Source organism: Kribbella hippodromi (assembly GCF_039531045.1).
In the GTDB taxonomy this organism is placed as follows: Bacteria; Actinomycetota; Actinomycetes; order Propionibacteriales; family Kribbellaceae; genus Kribbella; species Kribbella hippodromi.
This window is the reverse complement of record NZ_BAAAPH010000040.1, coordinates 16501-39918: the sequence shown is the minus strand read 5'-3', so window position 1 is coordinate 39918 and position 23418 is coordinate 16501. Positions and strand designations below refer to the sequence as shown.

At 66.3% G+C, this 23418-nt stretch carries 19 protein-coding genes; 7 read left to right on the top strand and 12 right to left on the bottom strand.

Annotated features, from left to right (window positions below; genetic code table 11):
• Positions 1–17 precede the first annotated feature (17 nt).
• The 5 genes from ABD260_RS36610 to ABD260_RS36590 form a co-directional block, all read right to left on the bottom strand.
• Positions 18–2054 (bottom strand): transglutaminase TgpA family protein, encoded by a 2037-nt coding sequence (locus ABD260_RS36610; protein WP_344241441.1) that lies wholly within the window; start codon positions 2052–2054, stop codon positions 18–20.
• Entirely contained in the window at positions 2051–3178 is a 1128-nt protein-coding gene (locus ABD260_RS36605; protein ID WP_344241439.1) for a DUF58 domain-containing protein, read from the bottom strand. Before ABD260_RS36605 ends, ABD260_RS36610 begins: the two co-directional genes overlap by 4 nt.
• Positions 3175–4167 carry an AAA family ATPase gene (locus ABD260_RS36600; RefSeq protein ID WP_344241437.1) on the bottom strand — a complete coding sequence of 331 codons (993 nt, stop codon included), beginning with the start codon at positions 4165–4167 and terminating at the stop codon, positions 3175–3177. The genes ABD260_RS36605 and ABD260_RS36600 overlap by 4 nt, the downstream gene beginning before the upstream one ends.
• Complete coding sequence (locus ABD260_RS36595) at positions 4164–6503, bottom strand: fibronectin type III domain-containing protein (protein ID WP_344241435.1); 2340 nt, start codon at positions 6501–6503, stop codon at positions 4164–4166. The genes ABD260_RS36600 and ABD260_RS36595 overlap by 4 nt, the downstream gene beginning before the upstream one ends.
• A gap of 79 nt (positions 6504–6582) precedes the next feature.
• Positions 6583–7920, bottom strand: coding sequence for an AfsR/SARP family transcriptional regulator (locus tag ABD260_RS36590; protein WP_344241433.1), 1338 nt, complete (start codon positions 7918–7920; stop codon positions 6583–6585).
• A gap of 262 nt (positions 7921–8182) precedes the next feature.
• Here ABD260_RS36590 and ABD260_RS36585 point away from each other — a divergent pair, with 262 nt between their 5' ends.
• Together ABD260_RS36585 and ABD260_RS36580 are read left to right on the top strand one after the other, a co-directional pair.
• Positions 8183–8506 (top strand): YciI family protein, encoded by a 324-nt coding sequence (locus ABD260_RS36585; protein ID WP_344241431.1) that lies wholly within the window; start codon positions 8183–8185, stop codon positions 8504–8506.
• A complete protein-coding gene (locus ABD260_RS36580; RefSeq protein WP_344241429.1) occupies positions 8503–9726 on the top strand; it encodes an RNA polymerase sigma factor in 1224 nt (407 codons plus the stop codon). The genes ABD260_RS36585 and ABD260_RS36580 overlap by 4 nt, the downstream gene beginning before the upstream one ends.
• Here ABD260_RS36580 and ABD260_RS36575 read toward each other — a convergent pair.
• From ABD260_RS36575 to ABD260_RS36565, 3 genes are all read right to left on the bottom strand, one after another.
• The gene (locus ABD260_RS36575; protein WP_344241427.1) at positions 9719–10600 is read right to left on the bottom strand and encodes an aminoglycoside phosphotransferase family protein; all 882 of its coding nucleotides are present in this window, start codon (positions 10598–10600) and stop codon (positions 9719–9721) included. The two genes, ABD260_RS36580 and ABD260_RS36575, sit on opposite strands and share 8 nt — an antisense overlap.
• 4 nt (positions 10601–10604) lie before the next feature.
• Positions 10605–12284: a dihydroxyacetone kinase family protein gene (locus ABD260_RS36570; protein ID WP_344241425.1), complete on the bottom strand. Its 1680-nt coding sequence runs from the start codon at positions 12282–12284 to the stop codon at positions 10605–10607.
• 395 nt (positions 12285–12679) lie between these two features.
• A complete protein-coding gene (locus tag ABD260_RS36565; protein ID WP_344241423.1) occupies positions 12680–13438 on the bottom strand; it encodes an IclR family transcriptional regulator in 759 nt (252 codons plus the stop codon).
• Between the two features lie 124 nt (positions 13439–13562).
• On the opposite strand from ABD260_RS36565, the gene ABD260_RS36560 reads away from it, so the two are divergent.
• Positions 13563–14465, top strand: a complete 903-nt coding sequence (locus ABD260_RS36560; protein ID WP_344241421.1) for an MIP/aquaporin family protein — start codon at positions 13563–13565, stop codon at positions 14463–14465.
• Positions 14462–15124, top strand: coding sequence for a dihydroxyacetone kinase subunit DhaL (dhaL, locus tag ABD260_RS36555; protein WP_425553496.1), 663 nt, complete (start codon positions 14462–14464; stop codon positions 15122–15124). The genes ABD260_RS36560 and dhaL overlap by 4 nt, the downstream gene beginning before the upstream one ends.
• Before the next feature lie 24 nt (positions 15125–15148).
• On the opposite strand, the gene ABD260_RS37720 is transcribed toward dhaL, so the two are convergent.
• From ABD260_RS37720 to ABD260_RS36540, 4 genes are all read right to left on the bottom strand, one after another.
• Positions 15149–15649 (bottom strand): RidA family protein, encoded by a 501-nt coding sequence (locus ABD260_RS37720; protein ID WP_425553495.1) that lies wholly within the window; start codon positions 15647–15649, stop codon positions 15149–15151.
• Positions 15650–15700: 51 nt separating this feature from the next.
• The gene (locus tag ABD260_RS36550) at positions 15701–16510 is read right to left on the bottom strand and encodes a hypothetical protein (protein WP_344241417.1); all 810 of its coding nucleotides are present in this window, start codon (positions 16508–16510) and stop codon (positions 15701–15703) included.
• Positions 16511–16584: 74 nt separating this feature from the next.
• Positions 16585–16872: an META domain-containing protein gene (locus tag ABD260_RS36545; protein WP_344241454.1), complete on the bottom strand. Its 288-nt coding sequence runs from the start codon at positions 16870–16872 to the stop codon at positions 16585–16587.
• A complete protein-coding gene (locus ABD260_RS36540) occupies positions 16812–17846 on the bottom strand; it encodes a Sua5/YciO/YrdC/YwlC family protein (protein WP_344241415.1) in 1035 nt (344 codons plus the stop codon). The genes ABD260_RS36545 and ABD260_RS36540 overlap by 61 nt, the downstream gene beginning before the upstream one ends.
• 366 nt (positions 17847–18212) lie before the next feature.
• On the opposite strand from ABD260_RS36540, the gene ABD260_RS36535 reads away from it, so the two are divergent.
• The 3 genes from ABD260_RS36535 to ABD260_RS36525 all read left to right on the top strand — a co-directional run bounded on the left by ABD260_RS36535 (position 18213) and on the right by ABD260_RS36525 (position 23239).
• Positions 18213–19667 (top strand): helix-turn-helix transcriptional regulator, encoded by a 1455-nt coding sequence (locus ABD260_RS36535; protein ID WP_344241413.1) that lies wholly within the window; start codon positions 18213–18215, stop codon positions 19665–19667.
• 321 nt (positions 19668–19988) lie between these two features.
• Positions 19989–20795 (top strand): PDDEXK family nuclease, encoded by an 807-nt coding sequence (locus tag ABD260_RS36530; RefSeq protein ID WP_344241411.1) that lies wholly within the window; start codon positions 19989–19991, stop codon positions 20793–20795.
• Positions 20796–21082: 287 nt separating this feature from the next.
• On the top strand, positions 21083–23239 hold the full coding sequence (locus ABD260_RS36525) for a GmrSD restriction endonuclease domain-containing protein (protein ID WP_344241409.1): 2157 nt from the start codon (positions 21083–21085) through the stop codon (positions 23237–23239).
• The last annotated feature ends 179 nt before the right edge of the window (positions 23240–23418 follow it).

Sequence of the window (23418 nt, the reverse complement as noted above, 5' to 3'; positions counted from 1 at the left end):
CCCGGCTGCCGGTTCGGTTAGGTGAAGAGGCTGCGCGGGTTGAGGGCCGTTCGGATTCGTTGGGTCAGTCGGCCTTCGGCCAGACCCCGGCGCGCCTTGCGGACGGCGGACCAGGCGAACTCGCGATCCGGATCAGCATCCTGTCCCGACCACAGCGCACGGTCCAGGCAGCCGGCGAGCAGCGTCATCGCCTGCGACACCGGACCGTCCGACTCGCGCGCCAGATCGCGTGCGGTAGCAGCTGGTGTCACCCGCATCCCGTGGTCGCGAAGCAGGTCACGCGCCTCCGCCCAAGCACCGACCGTCCCCCGTCGCCGACGCCGCCGACGTCGTACGACCTTGACCAACGGCACCCCCACAACCCAAAGCAGCAGCGCCCCACCCACAGCCGCACCAGCCACCAGCAGCGCGACCCAGCCCGGCCAATCGTGGCCGGCAGAGCTCTCAACAGCAGGCAGCGTCGGCTCAGCCTGGTGCTCCCGCTCGATCTCCTTGGTCGACGGCAACTGCTTCCGCACCGCCTCGGCCGCACTCGCCAACCCGCCGCCACCTGTCTTGGACACAGCCGTCCCAGTCGGATCAAGCGGTACCCATCCCACACCAGCCACCGCAACCTCCGGCCAGGCAAGTACGTCGCGATTCCGCACCACGTACGTCCCATCCCGGCTCGGCGTATCCGGCTGCTTGAACCCAACCACCAACCGCGCCGGCAACCCCAGCAACCGAGCCATCACCACGTACGACGCAGCGAACTGCTCCGACGTACCGCGCTTGCTCCGCAACAGGAAGTGGTTGAGCTGCGGGTACCCATGCCCTGTCGGCAAGTCATCACCGGTAGCGAGCTTGTAGTTCGTCCGCAGGTACTTCTCGAGCACCAGCGCCAACTGGAACGACGGGCGTACGTCACCGGCAATCTCCCGCGCCAGTTCATCAATCCCAACGGGTACCTCGCCCAGATCAGCACCCGTACTCAGATCCGAAGCAACCCCCGCCGAAGCGAGATCGCCAACGTCAACAGCCGGTTCCGCCCAGTTGATCCGGTACTGGGACGGCCGCGACTGCGCAGCGAGCAGTGCACCGGACGCGGGGTCGACCAGCAACGGCTGCTCATCCACCACCGACAGAGTCCTGGTCTGACTGGGCAACCACGGCAGTGACCAATCAGCAAGAGCTACATCCGCCGACTGCCGACGGACCTGAACTGTCACGTGCGAGTCGAGCGGCAACTCCCGGCCAAGCCGCTGGAAGCGCGGTGCAGCCGTCCAGGTCACCCCATCGAAAGTGTCCAACGCTATGACCGGCCACCGATCCACCGGACCATCAGCACGAGCAGTGAACACCACCGTGTCAGGAGAACGCAGCCGCGCGGCAATCTCGGTGAGCGGATTGCTCAGCACAGTAGGCGAATCCGATGGAGCCGGTCTCGCCAGGTGTACGCCGGCACTAGTCGGCAATGTCAGTCCAAGGGTGGTCGCACCAACAACCATCGCAACCAATGCAGCAACCAGCCGGACCCAGGCACCGCGGTCACCAGGCCACTCCAGCAACACCAGCGCAAAACACCCAGCCAGTGCCAGTCCAACAACCAGTGCATCCACTCCGGCAACAGTCACGTACGCCTGCGACAGGCCAGCCACCAGAACAGCAGGCAGCAACGCCAGCACCCGCGAGCGCTGCAGCACGCGCACACCGACCAGACAGGCGAGCAGAACCAGCACAGGCACGAACGCCACCAAGTCAGGCGCCGGACTGGCAGGCCAAGTCGACTCAAGCGTACGGCGCCAGCCGGACGTCACCGCCTCCCACACACTGACCGGCCGCTGCGCCGCACCAGGAATGACCGCCAGCAAGGCGATCAGGCCGCCAATCAGCGTGAACGGCACCCGCCACCGCGCCAGCCCCGGCCGCCGCAGAATCGCTTCTTCCACCAGATAAACGACTACGGCAACAGCGAGCATCGGCCAAAGCACAGCAGTCGTGCCGAACACTGGCGCGAACAGACAGCCCGCCACCACCGCCGCAGCAAGCACTCCGACCACAGAGAGACGTCTCATGCCGGTACGGAGTTCCAGGCGTCGACTGCGTTCTGTGCCGAGTCAGCGTGCACCACATGTACTCCGAGCGCAGTGTGCACCGCCGGTTCGTCATGCGTGACGTCAATGCAGACAATCGGCCGGTAGCTCGACCGGAGCTTCGGCACCTCGGTCAGACCGGCGGCATCACCAGTCAGTACCGCCAGCGCGCCACCGTCCGGTCCTATCGGCAGGAACTCCAGCAGGTTGGCGGACTGCTGCGACTGCTCGAGCTGAGCAAGCTCATCAAGCAAATCGCTCACCGACTGCACGTCATGATCAGTACCGCAGGGAGTAGTAAGCCGCAGCCGCTGACCGGACTGCGCGGCAACCACAGCAATCGACGCAGCCACCGAAACCGCAGTGTCGAACTGATCCGGCGTCAGAGCGCTCGTACGAGTGTCCAGAAGCACCTGCAGCCGCGGCTGATCCGGATCGACGTACTCACGCACCATCAGCCGACCAGCACGGGCAGACGCCTTCCAGTGCACATGGCGTACCTCGTCACCCGGTACGTACTCACGCAGTCGCCGCAGATCGATCGAGCCACGTAGCGGCCCCGCCGACACCGGTCCTTCGAAGTGATGCCGTTGCCGGATGCCGGTCGCAGGACGAGCCGCGTACCGGCGTGGATGTACTAGCAGCGTGGCAGCCGTACCGATCGACACCCGGCAAGTCACCAGACCGAACGGATCGGACCGGCGAAGCACCAACGGACCGACCGGCACCGGTCCGCGCCGGGACGTCGGGAGCTCGTAGTGGTAGGTAGCAACGCCAGCAGGTGCCAGCGCCGCAACCGATACCTCGGACTGGTGCGGACCCACACTGTCCGCAGCCACGAACGCAGGCTGCCGCCTTGTGGACTCGTTCCTTACCACCAACCGCGCCAACGCCGGCTGCCCGCACTCCACACGATCGGGATACAGCACCCGCTCAACCGCGACCTTAGGACGGCGTACGACGGTCAGCACACTCACCAACACCACAGCGATCCCCGCACCGGCTAGCACCTGCAGCAGCGGGTACCCCAACAGCTGCCCCGCTACGAGCAGTGCAGCCGAGCCGGCCAGCACTGCCCAGGCTCGTAGCGTGAGCCGGGTGTTCATGACACGACGCCAAGAGACCGCTTGAGGTCGCGGCGCACCGGGTTGCCCGGCGCCGGGGTGTCTTCGAGGACATCGTCAACAACGCTCTCCGCCGTACGACGAGCCAGCGAGGCGTCCGCGGTCAGTACCAGCCGATGAGCCAGTACTGGGCGCGCAATGCTCTTCACGTCATCCGGTGTCACAAAGGACCGGCCATCGGTCGCCGCAATCGCCCGGGCCGCGCGTACCAGTGCGATGCTGCCGCGCGGGCTAGCGCCGTACCGAACCGCACTGTGCAGCCGGGTCGCAGCGGCGAGCCGGACCGCGTACGCCATCACTGCCTCATCCACGTACACGGACCGGACGGCCGCGACGACACCGCTCAGGGCCTCCGGGTCGATCACCGGCTCCAGATCGTCCGGTGTCGGACCTGCTCCGTCCAGCGCGACCACCTCGACCTCGGCGTCGTGGTCCGGGTAGCCGATCTCGATCCGGAGCAGGAACCGGTCCAGCTGCGCCTCCGGCAGCCGGTACGTACCTTCCATCTCGATCGGGTTCTGAGTGGCCAGCACCATGAACGGATCGGGTACCCGGCGGCTCTCCGCGTCGACGGTGACCTGCCGCTCGGCCATCACCTCGAGCAGCGCGGACTGCGTCTTCGGCGTACCGCGGTTCACCTCGTCGGCGAGCACGATGTTCGCGAAGATCCCACCCGGGTGGAAGACGAACCGGCCCTGCCCCTGGTCGTACACGACCACGCCGGTGATGTCACCGGGCAGCAGGTCCGGCGTGAACTGAATCCGGCTCCAGCGGCCGCCGATGCTGCGGGCCAGGCTCCTGGCCAGACTGGTCTTGCCCAGGCCCGGCAGGTCCTCGATCAGCAGGTGACCACCGGCGAACAGCGTCGCGATCGCCAGCCGAACCACCTGCGGCTTACCCCGGATCACCCGCTGTACGTTAGCCGCGATCAGCTCGTACGCCTGCTGCGGCTCCAGCACGTCCCGCTTCACTCAGTGTCCTTCCGTCGGCGCGTGGTATGTCGTACTGCAGTGGCCGGCGCACTTGCCGGTGCTCCTGGAGCGCGCTGCGCCGGAGCAGCTGATGTACTACCAGCCGCACCAGTCGCGGCGGCACTACCGGAGTTGTTGCGCTCCCGGGTGATCGCCTTGACCGTGAACGTCGTCGAGCCAACAAGCCCGGTGTAGCGCGTGCTGGTCGTCGTCACGGTCCGGTCCGCCTGTCCGGCAGCCGACACGACGTAGTGCACCAGCTGACCGCCATTGAGACTCGGTGCAGTCCAACTGAGTGACACGGCCCCCTTGCTCGGTACCGCGGTCACCTTTGGCGCCGCAGCCGGCTTGTACGGGTACACCGTGCGCGTAGACGCCGACGATGATGACGTACCCGAGCTGTTCGTCGCAGTGACCCGGTAGCTCACACCCTTGCCCAGTGCGGGGTTCAGAGTCGTGGAGGTTGTGTACGGCGGCGCCTGTGTCTTCGCACCGGTCGAGGCGATCACTGTGTAGCCGGAGATCGTGTAGTCCGTCGTACTCGGTGCGGTCCACGACACTGTCACCGAACCGTCGGGCTTCGCAGTAGCGCTGACCTTTGTCGGCGGACCGGGCGGCTCGGCCTTGCCACCGATCGACGTCACCTTGGTGTCCACAGACGGTCCGGTACCAACCCGGTTCGTGGCGGAGACGGTGAAGATGTAGCCGCCGCCGTTGAGCAGTTGCCCGAAGCTGTGACTGCGCGTACCACCTGACACGTTGACTGTGCCCGAGGCCGGTAGACCGACGACAAACGTGCCGGGAGCCACTCGGAAGCTCACCTTGTAGCCGGAGATCGCAGCACCGTTGGCCCGGGCAGCTGTCCAGCTCACGGTCGCCTTGCCGCTACCGCCCTTGGCAGACACGCCACCGGGTGCACCCGGCGCTGCCGCTGGCGGCGTGGTCGGCTTGGTCGGAGGCGGTGTAGTCGGTTTGGTCGGCCTGGTCGGTGCAGTCGGTCTGGTCGGCTTACTCGGCGGTGTGGTCGGCTTGGTGGTCTCCGGCTTCTTCGGCCTGCGCTCGTTCGTCCGCGGCGGTGCGACCGTCTCGGTCGCGTGCGGCCGCTCCGGTCCGATGGTCACGTGCACCGGCGGCAGGATCGGCCGATGCGCGGGCGGGGTCGCAGTCGGCGTGCTGCTAGGCACCGGCGGACTCGGCGTAGGCCTACTACTGGGTGTACTACTAGGCGTGGCAGACGGGGACACCGGCTTGTTTCCACCGTCGATGTTGACTTCGCTCACCGACCCGTCGCCGTCGACCACCGTGACAACAGCACCGGTCTCGTCGTCGATGTAGAGCCGCCCGTCCTCACCAGCAGTCACCCGCGGGTCGTGGCCCTTCGGCCCGCTGCCCTTCTTCTTACTCAGCTCATGCGTGTGCAGAGCCTTGCCGTCAGGTGCGAACGTACGGACCACTCGCTTGGCAGTGTCCAGTACAGCTACCGCCGCGCCTGTCGCTGCAACCGCGTCGTACCGACCTGGTGGCAGCGCGATGCTCTCTGCGGCCTTGGAGCCAGTCGCGTCCACCAGTAGCAGTCGCTGACCGGCCAAGATCGGGATCCGGCCGCCGACGTCCGACTGTGCGACAACAGAGGTAGTCGGTAGCGCACCGCTGACATCCATCGGCACCGCGCGACCAGCCTTGTCACCGGTCAACGGCGTCAAGGTCCGCTTGGACAGGTTGGCGAACGCAGGCTTCCCGGCAACGCTCAGCAGCGCCCCGGCGTCACCTGCCTGTGCCGGCAGGTCGCAGGCCAGTGCAGTCGAGGCCGGTGCGAGTCGGCAGAAGCGGTCGGCACCCCGGAGCCAGAGTGCACCGTCGGCAGTCGCGACCGCACTGGACACCGCACTGCCCACAGTGATCGTCTGCTGCTGGTCCCCGAGCCGGACGATCTGACCGTGCTTGCGATACACCAGGTACGGCCCGCTCTGTGCCTCGATGCCGAGCGGCTCTTCCGGAATCCCGATCCGCACCGTGCTCTTCACGGTCAAGTCCGACTTCCCGAACACGATCACGCCGTCGGAGCGTACGACGTACCCGTTGGTGCTGCCCTGGACAACCTGACTGCCCGCCTCGGCCTGGACACCGCGAACCTCGGCGTCCACGTTCTTGCCGCCGCCGTCGACCCGGAAGACCGCACCGAGCGTCGCGTTGTACACCCAGTGCCCAGCCTGCTGGAACGCGACGGCGGGCGCGCCGTGGCCGAACGCCGAGTACCCGACGAACGTGCCGAGCACCAGAGCCGCGACCACCCACCACGCAACGGGGCGGCGAATCGCGCGGGCGATACGAGTCATGGGGCTAAGCGTCCTCTCGGCTGTCCAGTTGTGGTCCAGCGGTGATACATCCGGCCAGTGGGCGTCCGGAAGCGGTCGTTCAGGAGGCCACCGACGACCTGGCCGGGTGCTCGGGTTCGCCCAGGTCAGCAAGGGCCTGGCGGGCCTCCGCGGCCGTGGCCGAGTCGGGCAGCAAGCGCAGCGCGCGGCGCAGGTACTCGGCCGCCTGCTGGCGCGCCCCACCGCTTGCCTCAGCCAGGGCCAGGTTCACCAGCACCGTGCCCTCCGCGTCCCGGTCGTCGTGCACGGAGGCAATGCGCAACGCCGCCGAGAACTCCGCCCGGGCGTCGTGCAGCCGACCGGCCCGCGTCTGCGCGATACCGAGGATGTTGCGAACGATGAGCTCGCCGTACCAGTCCTTACCTGCCCTGGTCGCCGCGACAACGTCAGAAACCACAGGAGCCCAGCCTGGTACGTCACCGCCGCTCTCGATGTACTGATGCACCGCGCTGGTCAACAGCCATGCGTTAGCGATGTCATTGGCAGCCAGCAGTCGACTGATGGCTGTAGGAAGCTCAGTGCGCCGGCTGACGAACCACTCACGCGCAGCGGCAGCATGCGGACCTACTAGTGCGGCGGAGGCGTCAACCACCGCCCGTACGTAGCTCTCCGACGGACCGGGCGCCGGCTCATCAGGTACATCCGACAGGAGCTGTTGCTGCAGTGCACGCAGCTCCGGGCCCGGCTCAGCACCCAGCTCGTCAACCAGTGCGCTCCGCGCCTTCTGGTACGTCGCTAGTGCGTCAGCCCGCCGGCCGGCGTCCCGGTACGCGACCAGCAGCCGCACCCAGTTCGTCTCCCGTAGCGGGTCCTCAGTGGTCAGGCTCTTGCCTAGCGCGATCGCATCGGCGAACCGGCCCGTTCCGATCAGGGCATCCGCCAAGCGCTCGCGTACAGACCAGTGCAGCTCAGTCAGCCGCGCCACCTCCGGCTGGTACCGATCAGTCACCAGCCCTTCGTACGGTGTGCCGCGCCAGAGCGACTGCGCCGCCTCCAGGTGCTTCAACGCACCAGCTGAGTCCCGCGCCGCCAGTGCGTCATCCCCTGCGGTCAGCAGCGTGCGCATCCGATCGGAGTCCAGTTCACCGGTCTCCACGCGGATGCGGTACGCCTTGGAGCGGCTCTCGATCCGCTGCCCGTCCGCGCCAAGCGGTGGGAGTGCCCGGCGCAGCTGCCAGATGTACGTGCCGATGTTGCGCTCAGCCGACACTGGTGGGGTACGACCCGACCAGACCGTGTCGATGATCTCGCCCACGCCCACCCACGTGTTCGCCTTGACCAGCAGCAACGCCAGCAACGCCCGTGGCTTGTCGGCCCGGATGTAGCTCACCGCATCGGTGCCATCGATCTCCACCGGCCCCAGCACCCGGAACAACACCGCCGCTCCACCTCCACACATGCTCACCGCAGGCCGACACCGAACCACTCGGGATCACTCGGACGCAACCTCCCCGACCCCGGTTCCGCGACTCACCGCCGATCTTCCATCACCGAAGGTAGTTACCCCGAGCCGCACCTGACGAACATAAAGGGCCGTAGGCTCAGATCCTGAGATCGGACTGTCGGATCGGGGCAGCAGCGTTCGTAGCAGGGGTGACGGGTCGCCCGCGAGGGGCACCACCGACGTACGGGAGACGACGATGCAGTACTTGGTTTCGGTGATCGACGACACGCCGAACTCCGCCACCGACGCGGAGATGGTCGCGATCAACGCGTTCAACGACGGCCTGATCGCCGACGGGCACTGGGTGTTCGCCGGCGGGCTCGCGGCGCCCGACTCGGCCACCGTCATCGACAACACCGGCGCGGCGCCGATCTTCACCGACGGGCCGTTCCTGGAGTCCAAGGAGTACCTGGCCGGCTTCTGGGTGATGGAGGCGCCGGACCTGGACGTGGCGCTCAAACTCGCCACTGCCGGGTCGAAGGCGTGCAACCGGAGGGTGGAGGTCCGGCCGTTCCTGTGAACTCGTACGAGGCCGCGATCACCCGGGTGCACCACGAGGAGTGGGCGCGGGTGGTCGCTTCGCTGGCCAAGCGGTTCGGTGACCTGGACATCGCCGAGGAGGCGGCGGCCGAGGCGTTCGCGACCGCTGTCGAGCGCTGGCCGGAGACCGGCGTCCCGCCGAACCCCGGTGCCTGGCTGACCACCACCGCGAACCGCAAGGCGATCGACCGGCTGCGCCGCGAGACCAAGCGCGACGACAAGCACAAGGAGGCTCAGATGCGGTACGAAGAACCGCCCGAGCCGCTGGGTGCGATCGACGACGAGCGGCTGCGGCTGATCTTCACCTGTTGCCACCCGGCGCTGGCGATGGAGACACGGGTGGCGCTGACGCTCCGGATGGTCGGTGGGCTGACCGTACCCGAGATCGCTCGTGCCTTCCTGGTGCAGGAGACCGCGATGGGTCAGCGGATCACCCGTGCGAAGGCGAAGATCAAGGCCGCCAACATCCCGTACCGGGTGCCGTCGGCGGAGGACCTGCCGACGCGGGTGTCCGGCGTACTCGCTGTGCTGTTCCTGGTGTTCAACGAGGGCTATCTGGCTAGTAGTGCGGACACCGACCCGGTACGGCAGGAGCTGACTGCTGAGGCGATCCGGCTGACCCGGCTGATCCGCACCCTGCTCCCTGCCGACGGGGAGGTTGCTGGGCTGCTCGCACTCATGCTGTTGACGGAAGCACGTCGCACTGCCCGGGTGTCGGCTACCGGTGAGTTGGTGTCTTTGGACGAGCAGGACCGTGGGTCGTGGGACACCACGCTGATCGCAGAGGGCCATCAGCTAGTACGGGAGCGGCTGGCCGCGCGGGTACGTCCTGGCCGGTACCAGATCCTTGCTGCGATCAATGCAGTACACACGTCTGCTCGCGACGCCCGTGACACCGACTGGTCGCAGGTTGTCGCGCTGTACGACCAGCTGCGCGTACTGGACCCGTCTCCGATCGTCGCGCTGAACCACGCGATCGCAGTGGCCGAACTAGATGGTCCTGAGGTCGCACTGGCCGCCATAGATCGACTGGAACCCAGGCTGGCCGCGTACCACCCGTACCACGCCGCCCGAGCCGACCTACTCCGCCGCCTGGGCCGCAGCCAGGAGTCCCGCGCCGCCTACGACAAGGCGATAGAGCTAACAGCCAACACCGCCGAAACCGCCTACCTAACCCGCCGCCGCTCCCAGCTCAGCTAGGCGCAACACCCAGAGCTGCGAAGCGGTCAGTCAGGTCAGCGACCCACTCCGGCGGGGTGCGATGATCCGGCAGCGGCACACCAGCTTCACTACGCCACAGCGCATCGCCCAGCGCATGCCGCACATGCCACGCCATAACCCGCTCCGGGTCGAGCTCTCCGGGGTAGTGGTGCATCGTCGCAGTCAGCAGCTCGACACCCGGCCCTGTACCGGGGAACGCGCGCAGGTCGTACTCGGGCTCTGCTAGACCAGCTGTCTCGAAGTCCACAACCGCACGGAGCTGTCCGCCGTCCCACACCTGATTGCCGCCGTGTAGATCGCCATGCACCAGTACGCTCCCCCGCGGCGTACCTAGTACCTTCTCCACCCACTCACACCACTTGATGACCGTCGCTTGCTGGTCAGGACGTGCCCACCGGCCGAACCGCTTGCGCAGTACATCCGTACTGGCCGGCTGCAACGTGGCTGGTGGATACGCGCCGCCACACGCATGCAGCGCCCCCAGGAAGGACGCGAGCTGGCGACCGGCCTCATCCCGATCGATCGAGTCGATCACCTCGAACAACGAAGCACCAGCCACCAGCTCAGTCACCAGCAACAACGGGTCCGTACTACTCGCAACCACCTTCGGCAAGTACGGCACCGGGAGCTCATCCAGTACGGCGATCTCATGCGCCAACCGCTCCGCCGCAGCACGTGACCACGCGAACTTGGCGACGTACTGCCCATCGATCACCGCGCTGGACGACCACCACATCGGGTCGTCCTTGTTCACCAAGGCGCGCGTGGTGATCGGGCGACCGTCCAGTTCCGGGGCTACCTGCCGGACTGCCTGGGCGATCGCCTCAAGGGAGTACTCCGCCAACCACCGCACTTGGTCACCCTTCCGCGGGCACCTTCTCCTCGACCGTGGCGCGGACGGCTTCGAGCTGGATCACCACGGCGCGGGCGCCGGGGTCGACGATACCGAGGACGCGGTCGCCGAGGTAGCTCGACCGTCCGCGCGCGGCCTGGATGTCAGCCGTCGACTCGGTGCCGGCGCGCGCCGCGATGACCGCATCACCCAACCGCCCCGTACGCAACGCGTCCGCCGCCGGAATCAGCGCGTCCAGCATGGTCCGATCGCCGATCCGGGCACCACCAAGCTCGGCGATCGCGCGTACGCCGGCATCGAACGCGACCGGCCACGATTCGCCGGCGTCCAGCGTCCCCGCGATCCGGAGCACGAGCGCCGCGTACAGCGGGCCGGACGTACCCCCGACCACGCGCCGTACGGTGCCCGCGATGCCGCGAAGTACAGCCGCGTCGTCGCTCCCGTCGTACTGCGCCTTGTCCTCGAGAACCGCCCGGGCACCACGAGCCAGGCTCAACCCCAGATCCCCGTCCCCGACCAGCTGATCGAGCCGGGTCAGCTCGTCCTCGGCCTCGATCAGGCTTGCGCAGATGGTCTCGACGGTGCGCCAGAGTACTGAATCACCATCGACCGGAACATTGCTCACGGCAACGTTCTCGACCAGGCTCACCGGGAACGACAGCTCGCTGGCGACCCGGCCGACATGCGCCGCCGGCCAGGTCGTGGTCTGCGTCGGAGCATCCAGCCGCGCCAGCACCTGGTCATCGACTCGCGCGAGACTCAACGAACAGCCGGCCATTTCCAGCGCGGTCAGGAACGTACCCACCCAGGCGCGCTCCACCTTGATCCCCTGCTCGCCGAGGTACGTCACGGCCCGGCGGGCGACGATGCCCAACTCCATCGTCGGCGTGCCACCGAGGTTGTTCACCAGCAGCGCGACGCGATCCCCGGCGCTGATGCCACGGTCCGCGACGAGGCGGGCCAGCAACGCGTCGACGACCTCGTCGGCGGGACGGATCGCACCACGCTCGACACCAGGCTCGCCGTGGATACCAAGGCCCCATTCGATCTCGTCCATGGCGAGCTCGAGCCCGGGCTTACCCGCGGCCGGGACCGTACATGCCGACAGCGCGACGCCCATCGTCGCGATCGAACCGGCCGCGGCGACCGCCTCCTGCTTGACCTCGGCCAGCGACAGACCCGCCTCGGCGGCGGCGCCCGCGACCTTGTGCACCAGCACGGTTCCGGCCAGACCGCGGCGCCCGGCGTTGCCTCCGTCGGCGGCGAGGGCCGCGTCGTCGGCGACCACGATCATCTCCACCTGGTGGCCCTCGGTGCGCGCGATCTCCGCCGCGAGACCGAAGTTGAGCCGGTCGCCGGTGTAGTTCTTCACGATCAGGAGTACGCCGCCCGGACCACCGACCGCGCGGATCGCGGTCAGGACGGCATCGACCGACGGCGAGGTGAAGACATCACCCACGACCGCGGCAGTCAGCATGCCGGGCCCGACGTACCCGGCGTGCGCCGGCTCGTGCCCCGCACCGCCGCCGGATACGAGCGCGACCTGGCCACGCTGCCGCAGTACGTCATGGTCGGCGCGAACCACCACGCCGTCGCCGGCCAGCCGGACCCCCGGGTTGGTCAGCACGAATCCCTGGAGCATCTCGGGGACGACCTTCGCCGGGTCGTTGACGAGCTTCTTCACGGCGAACCACCATTCCTTGAATCGAACTTCATTCGATAATGTCGAATGAAGTTCGGAGCATAGGGCGTGATTCAGCACGCTGTAAAGAGCCCGCACCGGAGCTCGGTCAGCGCGGATCCCGTCAGGACGGCAGCTCGACAGGACGTAGTCGTATGCGTACATCGCCCCGCCCGCCTGCACGGCCCGCAATTGACCGGCCGACGACCCACACCTCCTGTCGAACCGCCGACTTCAACCCACCCGAGCCCGGGCCAGCGCAGGTCAGCGGGGCCAGCGCGGGTGGGCCGGGGCGGCGCGGGTGGGCAGAGGCGGCGCGGGTGGGCAGAGGCGGCGCGGGTGGGCAGAGGCGGCGCGGGTGGGCCGGGGCGGCGCGGGTGGGCCGGGGCGGCGCGGGGTCAGCGGGGCTGGATTGGCCAGTGGGCGGCGCCGAGTTCGCGGGAGATGTTCCGGGCGGCCTCGCGGACCGCGCCGAAGGTGGCGTCGGCGGGCGCCCAGTCGACGGCCGGCAGGACGATCCCGATCGCGCCGACGACCAGCCCGGACGCATCGAAGATCGGCGCCGCGAGCCCCGCCTCGCCGAGCACCGCCTCTTCCCGCTCGGCGGCCAGCGCGTCCCGGGCGACCTCGTCGAGCTGCTTGCGCAGTTCGTCCCCGTCGATCACAGTCTCCGAGGTCATGCTGCGCAGCGGCCCCTTGGCGAGCAGTTCGTCCAGCTGATCCGGCAGGTACGCGAGCATCGCCTTGCCAAGAGCACTCGCATGCGCCGGAATCACAATCCCCACTTCGGGCATTTGCCGGCTGCCGTCCGGACGCGGCTCGTGATGAATGATCACCACCTCGTCATGCGTGAGCACGCCCGTACGTACCGCGCAACCGCTCCGCCGGGCGAGCTCCTCCGACCAGGTGACCGCCCGGGAGCGCAGCTCGAGGGTGTCCAGGTAGACGTTGCCGAGCTTCAAGACCGCCGGGCCCAGCTGGTACCGGTTGGAATCGCGATCCTGCAGCACCATGCCGTGCGCCTGCAGCGTCTTCAGGATGCCGTGCACCGTCGACGGCGGCAGCTCCAGCCGGGCGGCGAGATCGGACAGGCTCAGCCGGCGCGCGCCCTGCAGCACTCCGAGTATCCGGATCGCCCGATCGACGGACTGAATCATTGGCGAACCCCTCAGCTGAACGAGCAACTCTTTACAGCAGTGAACCACAGGCGTACCTTCCGAGTTGCGTTCGACAATGTCGAATACGCTTCGACGCACTCACCCGGCTCGTGGAGGAACTTCCATGCCTGACAACAACCTGCGGCAACGGCTCGGTACCGAACTGCTCGGCACCGCGATCCTCGTCTTCGTCGGCGTCGGCGCGGTGCCGGCGACGCTGCTCCTGAACGGTTCGGCCCCGATGACGATGGCCGATCTCGGGATGATCTCGTTCGCCTTCGCCGCCGCGGTCATCGGCACCGCGTACGCGCTCGGCCCGATCTCCGGCAACCACATCAACCCGGCCGTGACGATCGGCCTCGCGGTGTCCGGCAAGTTCCCCTGGGCCCAGGTGCCCGGGTACCTCGCGGCGCAGCTCGCCGGGGCGTTGCTCGGCGCCGGCGCGATCATCGGCGTACTCGGTTCGAAGGCGAGCGATCTTGGACTGGGCATCGCCGCGTACGGGCCGGGGGTCGGTACGGGGCAGGCGTTCATGGCGGAGTTCGTCGGAACGTTCATCCTCGTACTGACCGTCTTCGGCGCCACGCACCGCAGGGCCGCGGCCGGGTTCGCGGGCCTCGCGATCGGCTTCGTGGTCTTCGCCGTGATCATCCCGATCGCTCCGATCACAGGCGCTTCGGTCAACCCCGCCCGTACCGTCGGCCCGATGCTCATCCAGCAGCTCGCCGGCGGCCAGGTCCAGTTCAGCCAGCTCCCGATCTACGTACTCGCCGAACTCACCGCCGGCGCCCTGGCCGGCCTGACCTTCCTGGCCCTCTCCCGAACCACCACACCGACGACCGCACCGGTAACCGCGCCCGCGACTGCTCCGGGAACTGCCGCGGGGACTGCCCCGGCGACCGCGTCCGCCACTGCGCCGGCGACTGCTGCGGCTTCCGCTCCGGCTTCCGCTTCGAGTTCCGCCCCGACCGCTCCGAGTTCCGCTCCGGCGGCCGCTCCGAGTTCCGCTCCAGCTGCGAAAGGCTGACGATGCGTCCACCCGGCCTGACCGCGCCGATGCTGGCCGAGTGGCTCCGTGAGTTCGCCCGCCTGGTGAGCGAACACGAGGACCAACTCAACTCCCTGGACGCAGCGATCGGCGACGCCGACCACGGCACCAACCTCACCCGCGGGTTCCGCGCCGTCGCCGCCGACCTGCGCCCAGGCATGTCCCCCGCCGCCCTCCTCACCGCCGCCGGCCACACCATCATCAACAAGACCGGCGGCGCGGCCGGCCCCCTCTTCGGCACGTTCTTCCTCTACTTCGCCGATGCCGTAGGCAACGACCCCCTGACCCCAGCCACCTTCACCACCGGCCTCCAAGCCGGCCTGGCCGGAGTAGTAACCCGCGGCCGCCCCGACCCCGGCGACAAAACCATGTACGACGCCCTGGCCCCCGCCGTTACCGCCTTCACCAAAGCCATCCACCCGACCGGTCCGCCTGCCCGCAGCAGCAGCGCTTCGTACGCACTCCAAGCAGCCCAGCGCGCCGCCGAATCCGGCCGCGACGCCACCATCCCCATGCTCGCCCGCAAAGGCCGAGCCAGCTACCTAGGCGAACGCACCATCGGCCACCAGGACCCCGGCGCCACCTCAGCCGCCCTCCTGTTCACCGCAGCCGCAACAGCCCTACCCCTCCTCGACTAAGGCCGCCGCACCAACAGCTCCGCTTCACCGAGTCCGAAACATAGCCGCAACCTCAACCGGACTGCCAGTAGGCAACGCACTAACCCCAATAGCCGCCCGAGCATGCCGCCCAACCTCAGCGCCAAACGTAGCGATGAACAACTCAGTAGCCGCATCAGCCACCAGATGCTGCTCGTAGAAGTCCGGCGTACATGCGACCCAGATATTCACCATCCGCACCGACACAACAGACTCCAACGACCCCAAGGCCTGCTGAGCCGCCGCCACCACATTCACCGCACACTGCCAAGCACAAGCCCGCCCCTGCTCAACAGACAGCTCCGCCCCCAACCGCCCCCTCATCAACAACTCCCCAGACTCCCCCACCGCAGTCTGCCCAGAAACCGAAAGCAACCCCCCATCCAACGTCGCAGGCAACACCACCGGCCGCTCCCCCCGCACCGGACACCCCTCTTCAACCACCCGCAAAAACCCCTGCTCCACGCCAATCCCCTTAATCCCAAATCCCGAAAATAACTTCCCCATATCGTACCGTTTCGCGCCCAGGCCCGCCTAGGAGCGGCTGGGCTGATGGGTTCAGGCGGGGGTGATAGTCGGGTTGAGGAGGAGAAGCCCTTTGGGGAGGGTGTCGGCCCAGGCGGCGAGTTCGGGGGTGACTCGGACAGGTTCGGCTCTGGCGAAGGGTTGGCCTTGGGGGTCGGAGTTGCCCGTGCCGAAGGACTCCAAACGCCACTCCTGGAAATGGGCAAGGAGGACGTCGCGGACCTCGTCCAGTTGGGCGCGGGTGAAGCGGCTTCGGACCACGCAGAGCTGATTCGGGAAGCTCGGGGACAGCCTGCGGGTGACCGCTTCGACGTCGGTCGCGGCTACGACGAGAACTTCCTGGTCTTCGGAGGGACGAAAGATCGCCCGATGGACCATCGCCCCGGACGATTCCAGGTCGCGGATGTCCAGATCCAGATCCGAGACCGCGCTATGCGGCCAGCCCTCGTACCAGAACACATTCCGTGGCCAGCCCCCTGGAGGTGGTGGGCATGGTGGATGAGTCCGGTCCGCGCGTGGCCGTGGATGAGGACCTTCCGGAGTCTGTGTCTCGACCTCGATACTCTCGTCACCGAGCCGTACCTGCTCACCGGATGCGGGAGCATGCCATCTCCCGACCACGGTGATGCGACCGGGGAAGTGGTTAGGGTCGAACTCGGAGGGGACGGCCGCCGCGCCGGCACCGATCAGGCGGACCGACAGATCTGACTTCCAGCCGGGTGGCTTGATCAGCAGATCGTGGACGCGTTGCAGGTCGAGCCAGTCGCCGTCCGGGCCGGAGACGAAACGGCCGGAGGTACGGACCCTGTCGCCCGGCTGGAAAACCAAGTCTCTGGCGGCCATGCATCCATGATGACCCGGCCGCAGGTGAGTGTCCTGTGGAAGGGGGACGTAGCCGACGACAACGGGCCGCCGCTCTACGCCGCCTTGAGGTCGAGGCCGATACCGGAGGGGGCGATCAAGGTCAGCTGGTTGTGATCGATGGTGTACGAGACTGCGGTCCCGAGGGTCGCCAGCATCGCGGCCTGCACCTCGGCGGTTTCGGCAGTGCAGGCGTGGTCGGTGACAGCGACATCGGTGAAGGTCAGTTCGGTGTTGTTGCGGGTGACGGCACCGGAGAGTTCATTGCAACCGGTCCAGCCGGTCAACCGGCCGCTGCCGAAGCTGATCCACGCAGGCTCGGCCTGATAGCGATGCTGGCGCAGGTCGCCGTACGCGATGGTGGTGATGACCTTCCACCGGACCCCTTCCAGCCGACCTGGGTGCCACTGAGGCCGTCGACCCGCAGCGTCCCGTCGGTCAGCAGTTCACCGGCTCCGATGGCCGTGCCCAGCTGGTTGCAGCCGACATGCGCTCTGATGACATCCCACACCCGCGGCCCGTCCACGTCCTTGTTCGGCACTCTCGCAAACCCCAGCCGGATCCGCGTGTTCGGCAGCAACGGCCTGGTCACTGCGGTAGACAGATAAGTCTTGCCCAACGGCGACGGGGTCGATCCATCCAGTCGCGCGACCGCAGATCGGAACTCGCGCAGTCGCTCGAGGATCAGGTCCGCTCCTCCGGCCAGCTGGTCCTGGATACCGGATCGATGGAGGGTGAACCTGCCGTTCGGCTCAACCCGGAGCGTCGTGCTCGCTCCGTATGCGGCTGTCTGCTCGCGGAGGTGGTCGGCATCGATGATCAGGATGCCGTCCGGGAACTGCCTACGGGCCTCAGCGGCAGCAGGGGCCGGCGCTTCGCCGGTACGGTTGGCGCTACTTCCGTACAGGAAGGGGAAGCTCGTCCACAGAAACGCCAGCTGCCCCCAGGACCCGTCGAAGAACATCACCCAGCCGTTCTGGATCGCGGGCGCCAGCCACTCGGGCATCGCCGGGTCCGGACGGATCGGCGCCAGCACGGTGATTCGCTCGGCGAGGGCGAAGTCGATCGCGGCGAGGGTGTCGGTCCCGACGTCGAGGTACCGGAACAGCTGGTCGTGCGCGGCTTCACTGTGGATCGAGATTCCGACCGGCTGGTCGACGGGCCGGCCTTTCAGACGATTGATCGCCCGGGCATCACGGGCCACCACGCCGTACGACATCGGACTGGGTCTGGTCACGACAACAGCCCCACCACCACGCAGTACTCCAGCCGCCCGAAGTTCCGCACGATCCAGCTCAGGCAGGTCCACCTCCGCCATGCCACAAGTATCAGACGTACACCGCGATCAGACGTTCCACGGCGGCGGCACGCCCCTCATCATCGGCCCCACCTGTGGGTTGGCAGCCGACCCAGCCGGTCGTGTGAGGCGCAGGTCGCGCGGCCTCCGAGGAGGGGGCTCGGCGGGCCGGCATCTTGCTAGACCAATTGGCGGAGATTGCTCTCGCGCGAGGCGAGCCGCGCAGCAGCCGTTGAGCGTTGCCCACGCCAATCGAGCTGAGCCTGCAATCACGCGAACACGCACTGCTGACGCAATCGGCAACTCGATGACATGCCTCCTCCTTGAGCTGCCCTTACGGATGCGTTATAGTCGCTTCTAACGGAACCGTAAGGGTGGAGGCTGTGGGTGGACGACCGAGTCTTTATGGCCGATGTCGCTCGGGTGCTTGGGGTGTCGCGGCCTCGGGTCTGGCAGTTGCGGAAACGGGATGACTTTCCGGAGCCTGCGGGACGCGACGGCGGCCGGGATTACTACTACGAGACAGCGATTCTGCGGTGGGCTGCACAGGCTGGACGGGATCTGCAGGGGCGCGCGCCGTTGCTGTTCCAGCGCCCAGTCGAGGAGCAAGCGTCGAGGTTTCAGAACGCTCTCGTGTCCAGCGGGAACACCGTTCTGATTTGGGATACGAGCCTGGGACGGCTAGGGCTGATCTATCCGTCATACGCGGCGTCTGGGCTGCCCGATCAGCGTCTGGTCCGCCGGGTGCTCGAGGACACACGTCAGTTGGATGCTGCAGTGGTTGTGAGAGACGGCTACGACGCATTCGGGCCAGAACTAATCGCTGTTGATGCTCAAACGCCGGACCGAGAGTACTCACCAAACTGGGAGGATCTGGCTGAGATCTTCGGCAGCCCAGTTCCGTGGTGGCCGACAGCTCTGCGGAAGCCGAAGGAAGTCATGCGTTGGCGGCCCGGGGCAAAACAGGTGACGTCGGCGCCACTGAATGACGTCGATGTCGATGTCTTCTCCAATGCTGCGCTGGACGAACCGGCAGACTCACCCATCGCGCGGACTCTGACGGCATTCACCCGTGAGATGCGCCGGGGATCGAGGCGCCTCTGCGAACACGACGTTGCCCTCGTGTCAGAGTGCCTCGCGTGCCGGAACGGACACCTTCAGGTCGCTGCTCGGCCGATTCAAGCCGACGACACCGAAGTCGGGGTACCCGACGTTGTCCGTCGTGCGGCTTGGATCGAGATGCTGAAACGTAAAGATACCACAGCGCGCGACTGCGTTCGCGAGATGATCGCCTGGAATGGTGGCCAAGACTTTCCATACGCCGCGATCACCTCGATCAACCCCCAGGAAGACAAGAGCGCAGCCGAGTGGGTTGCAAGCCTTGAACAAGGTGATTCCGAGATGGCGGCATACGCGCTGTTCGACGACGCAGATCAAGCGCTAGCTCACCTGGTGGATCCACGCACCGATGTCCCAGTCGTCCAGTTCGACGATGAAGACGAGCCCTACAAGGTAGCCGCGCCTATCTGCCTTCCGGCACGATCGGCACTGCGCGAGATCATCCTGGGCGCGAACAACAGCATCTGGATCCGGACCGAAGACGGGGAGCTCTACCCAGCACCTCACCGATGGGGCGCCGGGCTCAGCTACGGGTACTCCGGCGGCGGGCCGAGCAACCTAGCGATCCTGCTCGAGCACCTACTGGACGACATCACCGCCGCGGCCCCAGTTGGCAACGAGGAATTCAATCGCAATCTCCTCGCGCTCATCGCCAAAGACTGGCCAACGGGAACGGCCCTTACCCGTGCGCACTTGACATCTGCCCTCAAGGGCCAGCTCTAGCAGTCGCCCGGGATAAGTCTGCCGGCCGACTGAGACACGGATGGACAGTTGAGACGGCACGCGAACTAAGCCGCTGACCCGCATCTGACAACAACTGACGCGTTCACGCACCTACGCCCCGGTTCGAGGTGGTCTGGCGGTGTGCACGAGATCCGAGGCCGGCGCAACCCGTATCTGAAGATCCTCATCGCGTGACCGAAGGCTGCTTCCGCGAGCAAGTTGCCATTGACGTAGCCGCAAGCATCAGACGTGATATCTGCGGACGCAGCGACGACGAATCCCTGAGCCATCGATCGACCTTCTCTCAAACAGGAGCCTTGGTTGAGCCGCATCGCCCCGATCCAAACGCACTACGCTGGCTGCCACTTCCGTTCCCGACTTGAGGCACGCTGGGCAGTCTTCTTCGACAGTCTCGATATCCCGTGGCTATACGAGCCGGAGGGCTACCATCTTGGCGACGCTGGCACTTACCTGCCGGACTTCCTTCTGTACCCAGACACCACAGATGCGTTGTGGTTCGAGGTGAAGGGCGGCTTCCCGCGCTCGGACGAAATCCGCAAGAGCCAGGCACTCAGCGCCGGAACAGGGATCCGAGCCTTCATCTACTACGCCCCGCTCGGCCTACCCGCCCCCGACAGCTTGAAGTCGATGTCAGCTGACGAATTCACGACTCGCGAAGAACTATGGCACTGGGATAACCAGGACGGATGGTTCTCCTTCGCTGGTGGTCCGATGCGGTGGGCGACCAACTTCGCCCCGACTGCCTTCATGTTCAGTCCTGACGACACCGGAACATCACGAACGGACGCATGGTGGTGGACCGACTGCGACCACTGCGGGCTGCTTCTCTTGAAGATCCACGGCCAAGTGGGACACTGTCCCGATCTCGGCGAGGATCCGTCCGCGAGTTCCAAGGTGTCCCCGAGCTTTGGCCACTCATCGCAGCGACTGCTGGAGGCTTACACCGCCGCTCTATCTGCGCGCTTCGAGTTCGGCGCCGCGGGACGGCCGCGAACCATCCCAACCAATAGACAGGCCCTCAGCCAACCGATCAAACGACCCGCATTGCGCCGGAGCCGCAAAAGCGAGCTACTTCATCTCCACGAACACGATCGTGGCGTCGGCTGATCCGGCAGGATGCACCGGGAACCCCTAGTCGGAGATGTCGCACGTGTTGTCGTCGACCCGTCGGAGCGACTCCGGTCAGGGAACTGCTCGTCTCAGCCGAGCGTTGGCGCTCGGGCTTCGCGTACGCTTCAGCACCACATACGATCCGCGGGAACCACAACCGCGAATCAATGTGTAGGGGGAACCCAGCAAAGCAAACACAACACGCCGCGCCGGGCAGACAAGCGAATTGGCAGCTACGTTTGGATGCCGTGCAATGAGGGATGCACCGGTCCAGGGGAGGCAGTGTGCAGCAGGACATGATTCAGGGCAAGGCGGTGACGATCCAGGAGGTGTTCACCGCACGCCAGTACCGGCTGGACAGCTACCAACGTGACTACACATGGGGTCGCGAAGACATTCGCCGGCTGATCGATGATCTTCGCGCCAAGTTCATGACGAACTGGAGCCTGGAGCACGATCGCGAGGACGTTTCCCGCTACAGCCCGTACTTCCTCGGACCGTACGTCTATCACGAGGATGCTCATATCACGTTTCTTGTAGATGGGCAGCAGCGCATCACGACACTCCACCTGATGCTGGTCTACTTGCGCGAGCTCCTCCTTGCACAAGATCTCGAAGGCGAGGCAGCCCATCTCAGCAGCCTGATCCAGTCACGCAAGTTCGGAAAGCCCGTATACACGCTCGATATCCCGGACCGCGGCCCGTTCCTCGAGCAAGTGTTCAGCGCGCAGGATTACGCTCTGCCCGACAACGCGCCAGGTGACCTTCGTCGCCTTTGGGAAGGAGCACGGGTACTTCAGGAAGAGTTTCCGGAGGAGCTTCGCGGCGATGCGCTGCCGTACTTTGTCGACTGGCTGCTAGACGGGGTCTGCATGGTGGGCATCCGTGCGGCGACGTCCGAGCAGGGATGGGAGATCTACGAGTCGATGAACGACCGCGGGGTACGCCTCGGGCCGATTGATCTGCTCAAGAGTTTCCTGCTATCGAGGATCGGGGGCGAGAAGGGCGGCGTTGACAAGATCTGGCGGCAGATGGTCTCTGAGCTGGCAGGAATCGACGCGAACGCGCCGAGCGAGTTCATCAAGACTTTCCTGATCAGCCGTTACGCAGACGTGAGCATGGAGCCGGGCGACAATCCGACCGACGTCGAGCGCATCAATGGCCCATTCCACGCCTGGGTCAAGGACAATGTGGAACGCCTCGACCTGCACAAGTCATCGGATTTCCGTGGCCTGGTCGACGATCTTGCCAAGTACTCCGAGCGCTTCCGAACGCTGGCAGCAGCGTCCAATGCCTATGACCGCGAACTCCAAAGCGTCTTCTTCAACGCATACAACGGCATCAAGTCCCAGGCGGCGCCCATTTTGGCTGCCGTTGAGCCGAAGGACGACTCCGCGAGCTTCAAGACGAAGGCACAGCTGATCGCCGACTACCTCGACCTGTTGTTCGCCCGCCGTATCGTTAACGATCTTCCCTCATCAGGGCTCGATAGCTACGCCGTGCGCCTGGTCGAGAGGGTGCGTGGCGGTGTCAGCGTGGACAAACTACGCACAATCCTCGCCGAGGAAGTCTCCGCGCTCGACTACGACTTCAAGAACATGAAGGCGTACGGCCTACGGTCGAACAACAGCGGTCAGGTGCGCTACCTCTTGGCACGCCTGACCGGGTTCGTCCAGACCAGCTGCGGCCTGACTGATGACATGGCCGCTTACCTCGACACTAGTCGCCCCTTCGAGATCGAGCACATCTGGGCGAATCACTTCGAGCGCTACCAACCGGAGACGAATACGCGCGCCATGTTCGACGCGTACCGGAACCGCCTCGGCGCGCTGCTGCTCTTGCGGAAGTCGGATAACGCAAGCTACCAAGACCTCCCTTACGAGAAGAAGGTCGTGTACTACCAACGCCAGAACCAGATAGCTGGCTCGCTGCATACTGGCCACCGCGAACGGAACCCGACCTTCAACAGGTTCGCGAAGCAATACAAGCTCGACAGACTGCTCCGCGCCTTTGCGAAGTTCGACAAGAAGGCGATTGATGAGCGTCAGGCCCTCTACCAACGGTTGTGCGAACTTATCTGGGACCCGACCACGTTCGGCACACTGCCGACGGCCGCTGCTAGACGGCCAGATCCGTCCCGCACACGGACCCGGGCACGTTACGACGTCAGCGTCGCTGATCTCATCACCAAGGGTCTCCTGCCGGCCGATGCTGAGCTGATCGGTCAGCGCCGCGGCGAACGTTTCCAGGCTCAAGTCCTAGCCGACGGCAGGATCCAGGTCGCATCCGGCGAGACTTTCCGATCACTGTCCGGAGCGGGCGAATTTGTTCTGCAGACCAAGGCATGCCCTGGATGGAACTTCTGGCAGACACAGCTCGACGGTCGTCTTGTGCGCCTCATCGACATCCGCCGCGACGCCTTGGAGAAGGGTCTTGTATGACGCCGTCTGGCAGGCATGTATCCCGGCCGCTGTAACAAAACTGGTTCTGGCTCGATAAGTACGTGCACAGAGGCATGGGGGTGTACCCGTGATCCAGCGTTCCTGTCGGTGCGGCAACGGGACATGGTTCGCGATGACCGCGGCGGATTCGCTGGACCGGTAGATGACAACTTGATGGC

Excerpts from the sequence above, each read along its gene's own strand:
- ABD260_RS36610 (WP_344241441.1), bottom strand. The coding sequence starts at position 2,054 with ATGAGACGTCTCTCTGTGGTCGGAGTGCTTGCTGCGGCGGTGGTGGCG.
- ABD260_RS36605 (WP_344241439.1), bottom strand. The coding sequence starts at position 3,178 with ATGAACACCCGGCTCACGCTACGAGCCTGGGCAGTGCTGGCCGGCTCG.
- ABD260_RS36595 (WP_344241435.1), bottom strand. The coding sequence starts at position 6,503 with ATGACTCGTATCGCCCGCGCGATTCGCCGCCCCGTTGCGTGGTGGGTG.
- ABD260_RS36585 (WP_344241431.1), top strand. The coding sequence starts at position 8,183 with ATGCAGTACTTGGTTTCGGTGATCGACGACACGCCGAACTCCGCCACC.
- ABD260_RS36565 (WP_344241423.1), bottom strand. The coding sequence starts at position 13,438 with ATGATTCAGTCCGTCGATCGGGCGATCCGGATACTCGGAGTGCTGCAG.
- ABD260_RS36560 (WP_344241421.1), top strand. The coding sequence starts at position 13,563 with ATGCCTGACAACAACCTGCGGCAACGGCTCGGTACCGAACTGCTCGGC.
- ABD260_RS37720 (WP_425553495.1), bottom strand. The coding sequence starts at position 15,649 with ATGGGGAAGTTATTTTCGGGATTTGGGATTAAGGGGATTGGCGTGGAG.
- ABD260_RS36550 (WP_344241417.1), bottom strand. The coding sequence starts at position 16,510 with ATGGCCGCCAGAGACTTGGTTTTCCAGCCGGGCGACAGGGTCCGTACC.
- ABD260_RS36540 (WP_344241415.1), bottom strand. The coding sequence starts at position 17,846 with ATGGCGGAGGTGGACCTGCCTGAGCTGGATCGTGCGGAACTTCGGGCG.